This window comes from Ancylobacter mangrovi (genome assembly GCF_024752335.1).
Classification (GTDB): domain Bacteria; phylum Pseudomonadota; class Alphaproteobacteria; order Rhizobiales; family Xanthobacteraceae; genus Ancylobacter; species Ancylobacter mangrovi.
Map to the genome: position 1 here is coordinate 444,409 of NZ_JANTHY010000002.1, position 13,827 is coordinate 458,235.

Consider the following 13,827-nt stretch of genomic DNA (forward strand, 5'->3'; position numbering starts at 1 on the left):
ATCGGGGAGCGGAAGGGGGTACCGGCGGACGGAGCACTCATGCAGGCGCATATGGCATCGAAAGGCCGCGCGCGACAGGCATGGGCCCGCAATCGAGCGCTTGCGCGGCTGCCGCGCCTCGAAGGGAAGGCGCCGAAACCTCGGCGGATTATTGAGAAGCGTCACCGAAATCGGCTAGAAGGGCACGCCTCGACACCGCTGCCGGCCCGCCGGACGGCGGCGCGCCGCAAGCCCCGCATCCTCCCGCGAGACGGATCCGCCATGACCGCCGCCACCACCGCCACCCCGACCGACGACGTCAACATCGACCCCATCGATGACCACGCCAAGGCGCGCGTGCTCGTCCAGGCGCTGCCGCACATGCAGCGCTATGACGACGCCACCATCGTGGTGAAGTATGGCGGCCACGCCATGGGCGACGAACAGGTGGCGCGCGACTTCGCGCAGGACATCGTGCTGCTCGAGCAGTCCGGCGTGAACCCGGTGGTGGTGCATGGCGGCGGGCCGCAGATCGGCGCCATGCTGGCCAAGCTCGGCATCAAGTCGGAATTCGCCGCCGGGCTGCGCATCACCGACAAGGCGACGGTCGAGATCGTCGAGATGGTGCTGGCCGGCTCGATCAACAAATCCCTGGTCGGCTTCATCAACGAGGCCGGCGGCAAGGCGCTCGGCCTGTCCGGCAAGGACGGCAACATGGTCGTCGCCTCCAAGGTGACGCGCAGCGTGCGCGATCCCGATTCCAACATCGAGAAGGTGGTCGATCTCGGCTTCGTCGGCGAACCGGAGAAGGTGGACACCACGGTGCTCGACCAGATCCTCGGCCGCGACCTCGTCCCGGTCCTCGCCCCGGTCGCCACCGGCCGCGACGGCGGCACCTTCAACGTCAATGCCGACACCTTCGCCGGCGCCATCGCCGGCGCGCTGAACGCCAAGCGCCTGCTGCTGCTGACCGACGTGCCCGGCGTGCTCGACCGCGACAAGAACCTGATCAAGGAACTGACCATCTCGCAGGCGCGCGCGCTGATCGCCGACGGCACGATCTCGGGCGGCATGATTCCCAAGGTCGAGACCTGCATCTACGCGCTCGAGCAGGGCGTGGAGGGGGTCGTCATCCTCGACGGCAAGGTGCCGCACGCGGTGCTGCTGGAGCTGCTGACCGACCACGGCGCCGGCACGCTGATCACGCGCTGAGGCGGGACCATGCCCGAATCCGCCGCCGCCCCCGGGGCCGACTTCACGCGGATCGACACCTGGGTGTTCGATCTCGACAACACGCTCTACCCGCCCGGGCTCGACCTGTGGCGGCAGATCGACATGAAGATGCGCGCCTATATCGCGGCGTTCCTCGGCCTGTCGCTCGACGAGGCCTTCGCGCTGCAGAAGAGCTATTACCGCAAATACGGCACCTCGCTGCGCGGGCTGATGATCGAGCACGCGATGGACCCCGACGCCTTCCTCGCCGAGGTCCACGCCATCGACCTGTCCGAGCTCGACGCCGCCCCCGCGCTGGGCGAGGCGATCGGCGCGCTGCCCGGGCGCAAGCTCGTCTACACCAACGGCTCGCGCCGCCATGCCGAGGCGGTGCTGGCCAAGCTCGGCATCTCTCACCATTTCGCCGACGTGCACGACATCGTCTCGGCCGAGTTCCACCCCAAGCCGCAGGAGGCGGCCTATCGTGGCTTCCTCCGGCGCTTCGACGTCGACCCGGGACGGGCCGCCATGTTCGAGGATCTGGCGCGCAATCTCGAAGTGCCAGCGACGCTCGGCATGCGCACCGTGCTGGTCGTCCCGCCGGGCCTCGCCGTCAACCCGGCCGACCGCGAGGCGTGGGAGCACGAGGGGCGCGACGCGGGCCATATCGACGTCGTGACCGACGATCTCACCGGCTTCCTCACCGGGCTGCGCCGATCATAGGCATGCGCGCGCCGATCAGCCGTTGACAGAACCCGTCCGCGCCCGGACAAGACGCGCCGGATAAAGGAGAGGCCGGATGTCGAGCGAACTGAAGAGCATCGTCGAGGACGCGTTCGAAAAGCGCGCCGAGGTCAATTTCGAGACCGGCGGCGCCGTGCGCCATGCGGTGAACGAGGCGCTCGCCCTGCTCGATGCCGGCAAGGCGCGGGTCGCCGAGCAGGGTGCCGACGGCAACTGGACCGTCAACCAGTGGCTCAAGAAGGCGGTGCTGCTCTCCTTCCGCCTGAACGACATGACGCCGATCCCCGGCGCCCCGGGCGGGGCGCACTGGTGGGACAAGGTGCCCTCCAAGTTCGAGGGCTGGGGCGAGGGCGAGTTCCGCGCCGCGGGCTTCCGCGCCGTGCCGGGCGCGATCGTGCGCCGCTCGGCCTTCATCGCGCCGAACGTCGTGCTGATGCCCTCCTTCGTCAATCTCGGCGCCCATGTCGGCGAGAACTCCATGGTCGACACCTGGGCGACGGTGGGAAGCTGCGCCCAGATCGGCCGGAACGTGCACCTGTCGGGCGGCGTCGGCATCGGCGGCGTGCTGGAGCCGCTGCAGGCCGGCCCGGTCATCATCGAGGACGACTGCTTCATCGGCGCGCGCTCGGAAGTGGTCGAGGGCGTGATCGTGCGCACCGGCTCGGTGCTCTCCATGGGCGTGTTCATCTCCGCCACCACCAAGATCATCGACCGCAGCACCGGCGAGGTGTTCGTCGGCGAGGTGCCGGCCTATTCGGTGGTGGTGCCCGGCTCGCTGCCCGGCAAGCCGCTGCCGGACGGCACGCCCGGCCCCTCGCTCTACTGTGCGGTGATCGTGAAGCGGGTCGACGCGCAGACCCGTTCCAAGACCTCGATCAACGACCTCCTGAGGGATTGATCGCCGGGGGCGGTTCTGCCGTCATCCCGGCCGAAACACCGGCTAGGCGGTAGAGCGCCGAGCCTTCCCAACAGCCCCGACCGGCCTCGGCCGCGCCGGGGCGACGGTTCGAGGAGATGTCGCATGGCCGACCCAACTCCCGTTCAGCCCGGGGCGGACGCCGCCGGGACGGCCCCTTCCGGGACCGATCCGGTCGAGATCGCCCGGTCGCTCATCCGCTGCCCCTCGGTGACGCCGCAGGAGGGCGGGGCGCTGGCCTGTCTCGAGGGCATGCTCGGCGCCGCCGGCTTCACCGTCCACCGCGTGAAGCTGACGGGCCCCGACACGCCGGACGTCGAAAACCTCTATGCCCGCTTCGGCACCAAGGGGCCGAACCTGTGCTTTGCCGGCCATACCGACGTGGTCCCGCCCGGCGACCCCTCGCACTGGCGCTTCCCACCCTTCGAGGGCGCGATCCATGGCGGGCTGCTCTACGGGCGCGGCGCGGTGGACATGAAGGGAGGCGTCGCCGCCTTCGTCGCCGCCGGCATCGACTTCGCGCACAGCCATGGCGGCGCGGCGAGCGAGGGCGAGATGGCGCCGGGCTCGATCTCCTTCCTCATCACCGGCGACGAGGAAGGCCCGGCCATCAACGGCACGGAGAAGCTGCTGCGCTGGCTGGCCGACCGCGACGAGCGGCTCGACCATTGCGTGCTGGGCGAGCCCTCCAGCCGCGCGGTGCTGGGCGACATGGTCAAGATCGGCCGGCGCGGCTCGCTGTCGGGCACGCTCACCGTGCACGGCAAGCAGGGCCATGTGGGCTATCCGCACCTCGCGGACAATCCCATTCCCGGCCTGATGAAGCTGCTGGCGGGCCTTTCCGGCGAGCCGCTCGACAGTGGCAACACGCATTTCCAGGCGTCGAACCTCGAAGTGGTCTCGGTCGATGTCGGCAATCCCGCCTACAACGTCATTCCGGCCGAGGCGCGGGCGCGCTTCAACGTCCGCTTCAACGAATTGTGGACGCCGCAGACGCTGGCCGCCGAGATCGAGAAGCGCCTGCGCGAGGCGGCGGGCAATTCGGTGCGCTGGAGCGTCGACTTCGAGGCCCGCTCCTCCGACAGCTTCCTCACCGCGCCCGGCGCCTTCGTCGAGCTCGCGGTGGAGGCGATCGCGCAGGCGACCGGGCAGACGCCCGAGCTCTCCACCACGGGCGGCACCTCGGATGCGCGCTTCATCAAGGACTACTGCCCGGTGATCGAGTTCGGCCTCGTCGGCACCACCATGCATGCGGTCGATGAATCGACGCCGGTCGACGAGATCCAGGCGCTGACGCGGGTCTATGCCGGCATCATCGAGCGCTATTTCGCCACCTTCGGCCGCTGAGACGACTGGCATGAACACCCCGCGCCCCGTCCTCGCCACCAGCGCCGCCGTGTTCCGCGACGGGCGCGTGCTGCTGGCGCGGCGCGGCCAGCGCCCCTCGCTCGGGCTGTGGACGCTGCCGGGCGGACGGGTCGAGCCGGGCGAGACGCTGGCGCAGGCGGCCATGCGCGAGGTGATGGAGGAGGTGGGCGTCGCCTGCGCCATTCTCGGCGTCGCCGGTGCGGTCGACGTGATCCGGCACGACGAGGCGGGCAGCCTGAGCGCGCATTACGTGGTGGTCAGCCACGCCGCGCGGTGGGTTTCGGGCGAGCCGGCGACCGGGCCGGAGGCGGCCGAGATCGGCTGGTTCGCGCCCGATGCGCTGCCGGACGACGTCACGCCCGGCCTCGCAGGCATCGTCGAGGCGGCCCATGCCCTCGCCATCGCCGACGACGCGCCCGACGCGCTCGGCTGAACCGGCCTTGACGACGCCCCGATGGGAGACCACCAATCGCTCATGACCGCCTTCCTTCCCTCACCGCTTCGGCTCGGCCCTTCCCCGCACGCGGCGCGGGTCGCGCTCGGCGCGGCACTGGCGCTCGGCTTAGTGCTCGGCCTGACGCTCGCGGGCGCGCCGGCGCGGGCCCAGACGACGGAAGGCGCGCCGCCGCCTTATGAGGGCGACCTTCTGCGGCTGTCGGAGATCCTCGGCGCGCTGCACTATATCCGCCCGCTCTGCGGCGCGGTGGAGCCGACCCGCTGGCGTGACGAGATGGCCGGAATCCTCAATTCCGAGCACCCCTCCGACGGGCGGCGCAGCCAGCTCATCGCCGCCTTCAACCGCGGCTATGAGAGCTACAAGCAGGTCTACCGGAGCTGCACGCCCTCGGCCGAACTCGCCAGCCAGCGCTATCTGGAGGCGGGCGCGAAGCTCTCGCGCGACATCGCCGCGCGGTACGGGAGCAACTGACGGCAAAAAGCATGCGACGCAATGGCGCTCGCCCCATTTTTGCCTCACCATGTTAACCGTCCTTCAATTCTTGGGCGGAACGGCGCGGCTGGCGTGCTAGTGTCCCCCTAGATCATGTCACCGCCGCGCGGAGGAAACATTTTGTCCCAGCTTCCCGAGACGCATGACATCGATGAGAAGGCCGACCAGGCCCATGAGGACGCGCGGCACGCCGCGCTCGCCTATCTCGATGAAGCGTGGAACGAGGCGGTCTATGACGGCCTCGACGAGGATTGCCTGGCCCAGGCCGCCCTCTTCACCGCGATCCGCTCGCTGGTCGCCACCTATGGCGAGGACGCCGCCGCCGAATTCGCCGAGCGGCTGGCCGTGCGCATCCGCGCGGGCGAATACACGGTGCCCTTCAACCGCCAGTGAGCGGCGACGCCTTCTTCCCGCGCCTCCGAACCTTCCAGCGCCTCTGAGCTTCCCCCCCAACCTGGCCGGCTGCCGCGAGCAGCCGTGTCTTGGCTCGTCCGGCCCGTCGGCGGTAGAGCCAAAACGTTGCGGGCTGGCCCGGAACGACAAAAAGCGCGGCGACATCGGTCACCGCGCCTTGCGTCTCGTCAGATGAAGCGAAGCCCCGCGATGCGGGGCCGCAGGCTCAGCGGCCGGCCGGCTTCGGCTTCGAGGGAAGCAGACCTTCGCGCTGGGCGCGCTTGCGCGCCAGCTTGCGGGCGCGGCGGATGGCCTCGGCCTCCTCGCGGGCGCGCTTCTCGGACGGCTTCTCGTAGTGGCCGCGCAGCTTCATCTCGCGGAAAATGCCTTCGCGCTGCATCTTCTTCTTCAGCGCCTTGAGCGCCTGATCGACATTGTTGTCCCGAACGAGAACCTGCACGTTGCTTCCTCTTCGTGCCTTCGCTTGCGCGCATGCGTTGAATGTAAGGAGACCGGAAGCGGGCGTCACACGGGCGTGGCACCACGGGCCGACGGTCAAGGTGGCGCACTTAGCAGACCGCGCCAGACTTGTCCACATGGAGTCCGGCGCCGCGCCGCCCGGCGCCGCGAATCAGCGCCGATTCCGTTGCCTCAGGCGCCGTCAGCCGCCCTGGATGACGATCGCTTCGGCGACCGCCGACCTGGAGCGGAAGGCGAAGGCCTTCTGATATTCAGGCGAACGGTAGCAGGCGAGCGCGGTCTCGTAGTCCTTGAAGGCGAGCACCACGTTGCGCGAACGCGCCGGCCCGTGCACCGCCTCGTGCCGCCCGCCGCGCACCAGGAACCAGCCGCGATAGGCCTCGATCGCGACCGCGTCGGCGACGATGTAGGACTTGTAGGTCTCGGGATCGTGCACGTCGATGCGCATGATCCAGTAGGCGGCGCCCGGCCCTTCCGCCGGGCCGTCGACGACGCCCGCCGCCGGCTGGTCGCCCTCATAACCCTCGATCACCAGATGGTCGCCCTCGGAGGAGGCGAGCCGGTGCGCGTAGGCGGCCTGATATTCGGGCGAATGGAAGCAGGCGAGCGCGGTCTCGTAGTCCTTGAACTCGACCACCACGTTGCGGGAGCGCGAGGCGCCTTCCAGCGCCTCGAAGGCCCCGCCGCGGGTCAGGAACCGCCCGCCATGGGCGGCGATGGCCCCGTTGGCGCCCTCGATATAGGGCTTGTAGCCTTCGGCATCGGTGACATCGAGCCGGCTGATCCAGTAGCCCTTGGCCATTTCGCACCTTTCTCACATGTCAGGAAGCGGCGAGCGCGGCGGCGATCTCCGCCTGCACCGCCCGCGCGGCGGCGGCGGGGTCGCGCGCGGCGACGATCGGCCGGCCGACGACGAGATGGTCGGCGCCGGCCCGGATCGCCTCGGACGGGGTGGCGACCCGCTTCTGGTCGCCCGCCGAGGCGCCGTGCGGGCGTACGCCCGGCGTGACGATGGCGCGCTTCGGCCCCAGCGCCGCACGCACCGAGGCGGCGTCGGTCGGGGCGCAGACGATGCCATCGACGCCGATCTCGCGCGCCTGCGCCACCCGCGCGGCGACAGTGGCGTCGACGCCCTGGGCGTAGCCGGCCTCCACGAGGTCGGCCTCGTCATAGGACGTGAGCACGGTCACGGCGAGGATGCGCAGCGGGCTCGCGCCCTTGCCCTCCATCGCCGCCCGCATGGTCTGGGGATAGGCGTGGACGGTGGCGAAGCTTGCGCCGAGCGCGGCGAGGCTCGCCACCCCGCGCGCCACCGTGTTGCCGATGTCGTGCAGCTTGAAGTCGATGAACACCTTCTTGCCGTCGGCGATCAGCTCGCGGGCGAAGCCGAGGCCGCCGGCGAAGCCGAGCTCATAGCCGATCTTGTAGAGGGTCGCGGCCTCGCCGATGCGCGAGACGACGCTTTCCGCCGCTCCCACCGAGGGAAGGTCGAGCGCGACGATCAGCCGGTCGCGGGGGTCGGGGACTGGCGCGCTCATCGCTCACGGCTCATCGTTCGAGGCTTCCTGCGACTCAGACGCGCAGACCCGCCCTGAGCGCCGCCTGCTCGATAAGCGCCCGAAGCGTCGCGCGCAACCTTTCCTGCGCGCGCTCGTCCTTGAGGTCGCCGTTCTCGGCGAAGGCCTGCGAGGCGCCCGCGACCATGGCCTGCTCGGCCAGCACCAGCGCGCCGAGGCCGAGCGCCAGCACCTGGCGCAGCATCATCGAGGCGCGGTAGCCGCCGAGCGCGCCCGGCGAGGTGGAGCCGATGCAGAACACGGGCTTGCGGAACGGGTCGCCCTCACCCTTGACGCGGCTGGTCCAGTCGATGGCGTTCTTCAGCAGCGGCGGTACGGCGGCGTTGTATTCGGGCGTCGCGATGAACACGCCGTCGGCGCTGAGAAGCTGCTCGCGCAGCAGCCGGGCGGCCTCCGGCGAGCCCTCGGCGGCCTCGTGGTCGCCGTCATAGATCGGCATCGGATAATCGGCGAGCGAGATCAGCACCGGCTCGCATTCGAGCAGGGCGAGCTCCTTCGCCGCCAGCGCGGCAAGGCTCGCCGAATAGGAGCCGGTGCGGATCGATCCGGCGAAGGTCAGGATCCTCGGGGGGCGCATGCGGGTCTCCGTGGGTGGCGGTCGCTCGGCTCCGCGGCGGATGGGCCCCGCTGGACAGAACCCGCACCGCTGGCCCTCGCCACTCTAGGGCCGGGCGTGGATGGCCGCCAGCCGGCCGATCAGGCGGCGACCGCCTCGGCCTGGCGCGAGCGGTACACCCAGACCCGCGCGGGCGGCAGGTTGGCCCAGATGCGCTGGCTGCGATGGGCGTCGAGATGGCCAGCCTCGAGCGGCACCGGCGACACCACGGCATAGGTGAACTGGATGAAGGGCGCACGCGGGCGCGAGAGCTCGAACGCCTGGCCGAGCAGCTGGTGGCGCTCGTGAACCGGGCGGGTGAACAGCGGCAGGCTGGAAACGACTGCGACCGCCGGCTTGCCGAGGGCGCCGTTGAGCGTGCCCTTCATGTCGTAGGCGTCGCCGCGAATGACCGTCGCCGCCGGAAAGCGCACCTTCAGCAGCTTGCAGAATTCCGGATTGTACTCGATCAGCACCAGCCGCTCGGGCGCGATGCCCCGCGCCAGCAGCGCCGAGGTGACCGGGCCGGTGCCGGGCCCGAGCTCGATGACCGGACCGTCGGAATGGGGATCCACATAGCCCGCCATGGTCCGCGCCAGCGCCCGGCCCGAGGGCGACACCGCTCCGGTTCGTAGCGGGTTCTGCAGCCAGGACTGGAAGAAGCGGACTTCGTCGGGACGCGACTTGGAACAATCGGAGGCGGGACGATGCAACATACCACGTGGATTCCAGTGAGCCGGATGGACCTGTGTCGAGCCGGAATGCAGGTCGAGAGACTCGGTGACCCTAATGATCTTGGCCGGCGATGTTAAGACCCGGTCGTGACGACCCGATTACGATACGACAACATGACGATCACAGGACCGGCCGGCCGGGATTACCCGCGGCCCCGCCCCGCTAGTCGGCATCCCCGGCGAAGAAATCCTTTACCTTGGCGAAGAACCCATTTGCCTCGGGGTGGGTTTCCTTCGAACATTCGGCGTCGAACTCGGCCAGCAGCTCGCGCTGGCGGCGCGTGAGGTTCTGCGGCGTCTCGACCACCACCTGCACATACATGTCGCCGCGATTGCGCGTGCGCAGCACCGGCATGCCGCGGCCGGACAGGCGGAAGCGCCGGCTGGACTGGGTGCCCTCGGGAACCTTCACCTTGGTGGTGTCGCCCTCGATGGTCGGCACCTCGGTGGAGCCGCCGAGCGCCGCCGTCACCATGGAGATCGGCACGCGGCAGAACAGGTCGGCGCCGTCGCGCTGGAAGAATTCGTGCGGGGCGATCGACAGGAAGATGTAGAGATCGCCCGGCGGGCCGCCGCGCAGCCCCGCCTCGCCCTCATTGCCGAGGCGGATGCGCGTGCCGTCCTCGACGCCCGGCGGGATCGCCACCTGGAGCGTGCGCTCCTTGGTGGTGCGGCCGGCGCCGGCGCAGGCCGGGCAGGGCTCGTCGATCACCTGGCCCCGGCCCTGGCAGCTCGGGCAGGTGCGCTCCAGCGTGAAGAAGCCCTGCGCCTGGCGGATGCGGCCCGAACCCTGGCAGGTGCGGCAGGTGGTCGGCTGGGTGCCGGGCTTGGCGCCCGAGCCCGAGCAGGTCTCGCAGACGATGGTGGTCGGCAGGTGGATGGTGGCGTCCTTGCCGTTGAACGCATCCTCCAGCGTGATCTCCATGTTGTAGCGCAGGTCCGCCCCGCGCTCGCGGCCACGGCCCCCGCCGCCGCCCCCGCGCCGGCCGCCCATGCCGAACAGGTCGTCGAAGATGTCGGAGAAGGTGGAGGCGAAATCCGCGCCGAAGCCGGGACCGGCGCCGCCGCCCATGCCGCCGTCGAAGGCCTGGTGGCCGAAGCGGTCATAGGCGGCGCGCTTCTGCGGGTCCTTGAGGACGTCGTAGGCCTCGCTGATCTCCTTGAAGCGCGATTCCGCATCCGAATTGTCGGGATTGCGGTCCGGGTGCCACTTCATGGCGAGCTTGCGATAGGAGCTCTTCAGCTCGCCGTCGGAGCAGGTCTTGGTGACCTCGAGGATTTCGTAATAGTCGCGCTTCGACATGGGTAGTTGGGCCGCCCAACGTTCGGAACCGGATTTACCCCGCGCGGGAAGCGCGGGCACACGGTCAAGGCAGGCGGATCATGCAGGATTCCTGCCGCCACGGGCGGCGTTTCATGCATCGATCCACAATGCCGAATGAATTTCGCCCCCGGGACGGTTCCCGGGGGCGCACTGAACTCAGAAGCCGGTCAGGCCGACTTCTTCTTGTCGTCGTCGACCTCGGTGAACTCGGCGTCCACCACGTCGTCCTTCGGCGCCTCGCCGGCACCGGCGCCCTCGCCCTGCTGGGAGGCGTACATCGCCTCGCCGAGCTTGAGGGAGGCCTGCGCCAGGGCGTTGGTCTTGGCGTTGATCGCCTCGGCGTCGTCACCCTCGATGGCGCTCTTGAGCTCGGCAAGCGCCGTCTCGATCGCGCTCTTCTCGGCCTCGCCGACCTTGTCGCCATGCTCGGCGAGGGCCTTCTCGGTCGAGTGCACCAGAGCCTCGGCGTGGTTCTTCGCCTCGACGGCAGCACGACGCTTCTTGTCTTCCTCGGCGTGCGCCTCGGCGTCCTTCACCATCTTGTCGATGTCGGAGTCGGACAGGCCGCCCGAAGCCTGGATGCGGATCTGCTGCTCCTTGCCCGTGCCCTTGTCCTTGGCCGACACGTTGACGATGCCGTTGGCGTCGATGTCGAAGGCGACCTCGATCTGCGGCACGCCGCGCGGCGCCGGCGGAATGCCGACGAGGTCGAACTGGCCGAGGATCTTGTTGTCCGCCGCCATCTCGCGCTCGCCCTGGAAGACGCGGATCGTGACCGCGGTCTGCCCGTCCTCGGCGGTGGAGAAGGTCTGGCTCTTCTTGGTCGGGATGGTGGTATTGCGGTCGATGAGGCGCGTGAACACGCCGCCCAGCGTCTCGATGCCGAGCGAGAGCGGGGTCACGTCGAGCAGCAGCACGTCCTTCACGTCGCCCTGCAGCACGCCCGCCTGGATCGCGGCGCCGATGGCGACCACCTCGTCCGGGTTGACGCCCTTGTGGGGCTCCTTGCCGAAGAACTGCTTCACGGCCTCCTGGACCTTCGGCATGCGGGTCATGCCGCCGACCAGCACCACCTCGTCGATCTGACCGGCCGAGAGGCCCGCATCCTTGAGCGCCTTCTTGCAGGGCTCGACGGTGCGCTGGATCAGGTCGTCGACCAGCGCCTCGAACTTGGCGCGGGTGAGCTTCATCGTCAGATGCTTCGGACCCGAAGCGTCGGCGGTGATGAAGGGCAGGTTGATCTCGGTCTGGGTCGCGCTCGACAGCTCGATCTTGGCCTTCTCTGCCGCCTCCTTCAGGCGCTGGAGGGCGAGCTTGTCGTTGCGCAGGTCGATGCCCTGCTCCTTCTTGAACTCGTCGGCGAGGTAGTTGACGAGCCGCATGTCGAAGTCTTCACCGCCGAGGAACGTGTCGCCGTTGGTGGACTTCACCTCGAACACGCCGTCGCCGATCTCGAGGATCGAGACGTCGAAGGTGCCGCCGCCGAGGTCGTAGACCGCGATCGTGCCGGCCGACTTCTTGTCGAGGCCGTAGGCGAGCGCAGCCGCGGTCGGCTCGTTGATGATGCGCAGCACCTCGAGGCCGGCGATCCGGCCCGCGTCCTTGGTGGCCTGGCGCTGGGCGTCGTTGAAGTAGGCCGGGACGGTGATGACCGCCTTGTCGACCTTGGCGCCGAGATAGGCCTCCGCGGTCTCCTTCATCTTCTGCAGCGTGAAGGCGGAGATCTGCGAGGGCGAATATTTCTTGCCGTCCGCCTCGAGCCAGGCGTCGCCATTGTCACCCTTCACGATCGAATAGGGGACGAGCTTCTTGTCCTTCTCGATGATCGGGTCTTCGTAGCGGCGGCCGATGAGGCGCTTGACCGCGAAGAAGGTGCGCTCGGGATTGGTCACCGCCTGGCGCTTGGCCGGCTGGCCGACGAGGCGCTCGCCGTCCTCGGTGAAGGCGACGATGGACGGGGTGGTACGCGCCCCTTCCGCGTTCTCGATCACCTTCGGCGAGGTGCCTTCCATGACGGCGACGCAGGAATTGGTCGTGCCGAGGTCGATGCCGATGACTTTAGACATATTGTTTCTCCTTCCGGCAGGCCGGCCGGACCTTATTGAAGCACCCGGAGAGACGTGGCTGAGCTTTCACCGCACCGCGCCCCCGGACCGGCCCCCAAACAATAGGGTACGACGCTATCCGCGCCGTTCGTCGCCGATATAGGGGGCACCCGTTTCCGCCGCAAGAAGGAGCGTGCGGTTTAAGGCGGCACTCCGCAACGGCGCGCCCGCTCCCGCTCCTCGCCCCTCAATGCCCGCCGAAGACGAGGATCTGGATCGGCAGGATGACCGCCTGCAGCCGCAGCAGCAGCGCGTGCACCAGCGCCACCGCGTCGACCGCGTGGAGATAGACCGCCGTCAGCCCGCCCACCTCGCCGGAGGCGATGCGCTCGTGGTTGCTCGAATAGGCGCTGGCGGCCCGCCGGCGGCGGCGCGTCAGACCGGTTCGGCGGCGGGGCGGAAGCGGGCGGCGAGGCCCTTCAGCACGCCGACCTGATCCGGAAGCTCGCGCCAGTGGCGCGGGTCGAGCTCCATCACCGCGACCGCGCCGGGCGCCGGCTGCACCGCCTGCACCACCGCGTCCCAGTCGATGCCGCCCCAGCCGATCGGCAGATGCAGGTCGCCCTCGCCGAACGCCACCGCCTCGGCGGGCTGATAGGTCCACAGCGCGCTCGGCATGCCGAAGGAATCGTGCAGGTGGAAATGCGCCACATGCGGGCCGAGCGCGGCGATCTCGGCCAGCGGGTCGAGCCGCGCATCGGCGCAGCGTAGATAGGCGTGGCTGACGTCGAGCGTCGCCTTCACCGCGTCGTGCTCGATCGCGGCGAGCTCGCCCGCGAGCTTGGAGGGCGTCGCGGTCTCGCGGGCGCCGGCGAAGCGGAAGATATTCTCCACGCACAGCCGGACGCCGAGCGCCGCCGCCCGCTCGCCGGCCCGGACCAGCGCGTCGCGCTGGCGCGAATAGGCGACCTCGATATCGTCGCCCGGATCGGTGACGAAGCCGGTGTGCATGACGAGATGCTGCGCGCCGAGGGCGGCGGCGATCTCGATATTGGCTTCCAGCACCTTCTCGTGGCGCGGCAGGCGCTCGGGAATGTCCATCAGATTGATGGCGAGCGTGCCGTGGACCGAATAGGCGAGGTTGCGGCCCTCCAGCGCCCGGACCAGGTCCGCGACGCGCTCGTTCAGCAGGCGGCCGCCGACGATGAGATGCCAAGCATAGACCGGCAGCTCCACCAGATCGACGCCGAGGCCCTCCGCTTCGTCGAGGGCGGCGCCGATATCGTCGAATTCGGGGCTGCCTTCGCGAATGGCGTAGCCGCTGGCGCAGATCGGGGAGACCGGGATGTGCATCTGCATCGATCAGCTCTTCCTGAAACCGGGGTGGGAACGGACGCCGCGACTCACGGCCCCGCCTTATGCGCGCGATTTATGGCACGCGGATTACAATTCGGCCGAATCCGATGCCGCACCAATCGCTTAGCGCGATGACGGCGAGGCCGGACATGCCT

16 protein-coding genes and 1 pseudogene are annotated in these 13,827 nt (G+C 69.4%); 7 read left to right on the forward strand and 10 right to left on the reverse strand.

From position 1 onward, the window contains the following. The first annotated feature begins 261 nt into the window (after positions 1-261). The 7 genes from argB (at position 262) to NVS83_RS07895 (ending at position 5,561) form a co-directional block, all read left to right on the forward strand. Positions 262-1,191 (forward strand): acetylglutamate kinase, encoded by a 930-nt coding sequence (gene argB / locus NVS83_RS07865; RefSeq protein ID WP_258731962.1) that lies wholly within the window; start codon positions 262-264, stop codon positions 1,189-1,191. A gap of 9 nt (positions 1,192-1,200) precedes the next feature. Beyond that, a complete protein-coding gene (locus NVS83_RS07870) occupies positions 1,201-1,914 on the forward strand; it encodes a pyrimidine 5'-nucleotidase (protein WP_258738827.1) in 714 nt (237 codons plus the stop codon). Between the two features lie 76 nt (positions 1,915-1,990). Continuing rightward, entirely contained in the window at positions 1,991-2,833 is an 843-nt protein-coding gene (dapD, locus tag NVS83_RS07875) for a 2,3,4,5-tetrahydropyridine-2,6-dicarboxylate N-succinyltransferase (protein WP_258738828.1), read from the forward strand. Positions 2,834-2,956: 123 nt separating this feature from the next. Further along, the gene (gene dapE / locus NVS83_RS07880) at positions 2,957-4,198 is read left to right on the forward strand and encodes a succinyl-diaminopimelate desuccinylase (RefSeq protein WP_258738829.1); all 1,242 of its coding nucleotides are present in this window, start codon (positions 2,957-2,959) and stop codon (positions 4,196-4,198) included. Between the two features lie 10 nt (positions 4,199-4,208). Next, a complete protein-coding gene (locus tag NVS83_RS07885) occupies positions 4,209-4,652 on the forward strand; it encodes an NUDIX hydrolase (protein WP_258738830.1) in 444 nt (147 codons plus the stop codon). 42 nt (positions 4,653-4,694) lie between these two features. Beyond that, positions 4,695-5,147, forward strand: a complete 453-nt coding sequence (locus tag NVS83_RS07890; protein ID WP_258731967.1) for a TIGR02301 family protein — start codon at positions 4,695-4,697, stop codon at positions 5,145-5,147. Positions 5,148-5,288: 141 nt separating this feature from the next. Next, positions 5,289-5,561: a hypothetical protein gene (locus NVS83_RS07895; protein WP_258731968.1), complete on the forward strand. Its 273-nt coding sequence runs from the start codon at positions 5,289-5,291 to the stop codon at positions 5,559-5,561. Positions 5,562-5,787: 226 nt separating this feature from the next. Here NVS83_RS07895 and rpsU read toward each other — a convergent pair whose 3' ends face one another. The 10 genes and pseudogenes from rpsU to NVS83_RS07940 form a co-directional block, all read right to left on the reverse strand. Then, positions 5,788-6,021: a 30S ribosomal protein S21 gene (gene rpsU / locus NVS83_RS07900; RefSeq protein ID WP_144341544.1), complete on the reverse strand. Its 234-nt coding sequence runs from the start codon at positions 6,019-6,021 to the stop codon at positions 5,788-5,790. A gap of 201 nt (positions 6,022-6,222) precedes the next feature. Beyond that, a complete protein-coding gene (locus NVS83_RS23530; RefSeq protein ID WP_374115033.1) occupies positions 6,223-6,489 on the reverse strand; it encodes a DUF1330 domain-containing protein in 267 nt (88 codons plus the stop codon). Positions 6,490-6,543: 54 nt separating this feature from the next. Further along, positions 6,544-6,843 (reverse strand): annotated as a pseudogene (locus NVS83_RS23535) (DUF1330 domain-containing protein); the annotation flags it as partial. A gap of 19 nt (positions 6,844-6,862) precedes the next feature. Further along, on the reverse strand, positions 6,863-7,579 hold the full coding sequence (gene pyrF, locus NVS83_RS07910; protein WP_258738832.1) for an orotidine-5'-phosphate decarboxylase: 717 nt from the start codon (positions 7,577-7,579) through the stop codon (positions 6,863-6,865). Positions 7,580-7,613: 34 nt separating this feature from the next. Continuing rightward, positions 7,614-8,195 (reverse strand): NADPH-dependent FMN reductase, encoded by a 582-nt coding sequence (locus NVS83_RS07915; protein WP_258738833.1) that lies wholly within the window; start codon positions 8,193-8,195, stop codon positions 7,614-7,616. A 119-nt stretch (positions 8,196-8,314) separates the two neighbouring features. Continuing rightward, entirely contained in the window at positions 8,315-8,929 is a 615-nt protein-coding gene (locus NVS83_RS07920) for a class I SAM-dependent methyltransferase (RefSeq protein ID WP_258731971.1), read from the reverse strand. A 181-nt stretch (positions 8,930-9,110) separates the two neighbouring features. After that, positions 9,111-10,250 (reverse strand): molecular chaperone DnaJ, encoded by a 1,140-nt coding sequence (gene dnaJ / locus NVS83_RS07925; RefSeq protein ID WP_258738834.1) that lies wholly within the window; start codon positions 10,248-10,250, stop codon positions 9,111-9,113. A gap of 188 nt (positions 10,251-10,438) precedes the next feature. Further along, complete coding sequence (dnaK, locus tag NVS83_RS07930) at positions 10,439-12,337, reverse strand: molecular chaperone DnaK (protein WP_258731973.1); 1,899 nt, start codon at positions 12,335-12,337, stop codon at positions 10,439-10,441. A gap of 226 nt (positions 12,338-12,563) precedes the next feature. Next, on the reverse strand, positions 12,564-12,686 hold the full coding sequence (locus NVS83_RS07935; RefSeq protein ID WP_374115028.1) for a hypothetical protein: 123 nt from the start codon (positions 12,684-12,686) through the stop codon (positions 12,564-12,566). A 65-nt stretch (positions 12,687-12,751) separates the two neighbouring features. Then, on the reverse strand, positions 12,752-13,675 hold the full coding sequence (locus NVS83_RS07940) for a sugar phosphate isomerase/epimerase family protein (RefSeq protein ID WP_258738835.1): 924 nt from the start codon (positions 13,673-13,675) through the stop codon (positions 12,752-12,754). Between the last annotated feature and the right edge of the window lie 152 nt (positions 13,676-13,827).

What these genes read in the sequence shown, in the direction of transcription:
- NVS83_RS07940 (WP_258738835.1), bottom strand. Translation starts at nt 13,675, where the DNA reads ATGCAGATGCACATCCCGGTCTCCCCGATCTGCGCCAGCGGCTACGCC.
- NVS83_RS07920 (WP_258731971.1), bottom strand. Translation starts at nt 8,929, where the DNA reads ATGTTGCATCGTCCCGCCTCCGATTGTTCCAAGTCGCGTCCCGACGAA.
- dnaK (WP_258731973.1), bottom strand. Translation starts at nt 12,337, where the DNA reads ATGTCTAAAGTCATCGGCATCGACCTCGGCACGACCAATTCCTGCGTC.
- dapD (WP_258738828.1), top strand. Translation starts at nt 1,991, where the DNA reads ATGTCGAGCGAACTGAAGAGCATCGTCGAGGACGCGTTCGAAAAGCGC.
- NVS83_RS07885 (WP_258738830.1), top strand. Translation starts at nt 4,209, where the DNA reads ATGAACACCCCGCGCCCCGTCCTCGCCACCAGCGCCGCCGTGTTCCGC.
- NVS83_RS07915 (WP_258738833.1), bottom strand. Translation starts at nt 8,195, where the DNA reads ATGCGCCCCCCGAGGATCCTGACCTTCGCCGGATCGATCCGCACCGGC.
- NVS83_RS07870 (WP_258738827.1), top strand. Translation starts at nt 1,201, where the DNA reads ATGCCCGAATCCGCCGCCGCCCCCGGGGCCGACTTCACGCGGATCGAC.
- argB (WP_258731962.1), top strand. Translation starts at nt 262, where the DNA reads ATGACCGCCGCCACCACCGCCACCCCGACCGACGACGTCAACATCGAC.
- NVS83_RS23530 (WP_374115033.1), bottom strand. Translation starts at nt 6,489, where the DNA reads ATGCGCATCGACGTGCACGATCCCGAGACCTACAAGTCCTACATCGTC.
- dapE (WP_258738829.1), top strand. Translation starts at nt 2,957, where the DNA reads ATGGCCGACCCAACTCCCGTTCAGCCCGGGGCGGACGCCGCCGGGACG.
- NVS83_RS07890 (WP_258731967.1), top strand. Translation starts at nt 4,695, where the DNA reads ATGACCGCCTTCCTTCCCTCACCGCTTCGGCTCGGCCCTTCCCCGCAC.
- dnaJ (WP_258738834.1), bottom strand. Translation starts at nt 10,250, where the DNA reads ATGTCGAAGCGCGACTATTACGAAATCCTCGAGGTCACCAAGACCTGC.
- pyrF (WP_258738832.1), bottom strand. Translation starts at nt 7,579, where the DNA reads ATGAGCGCGCCAGTCCCCGACCCCCGCGACCGGCTGATCGTCGCGCTC.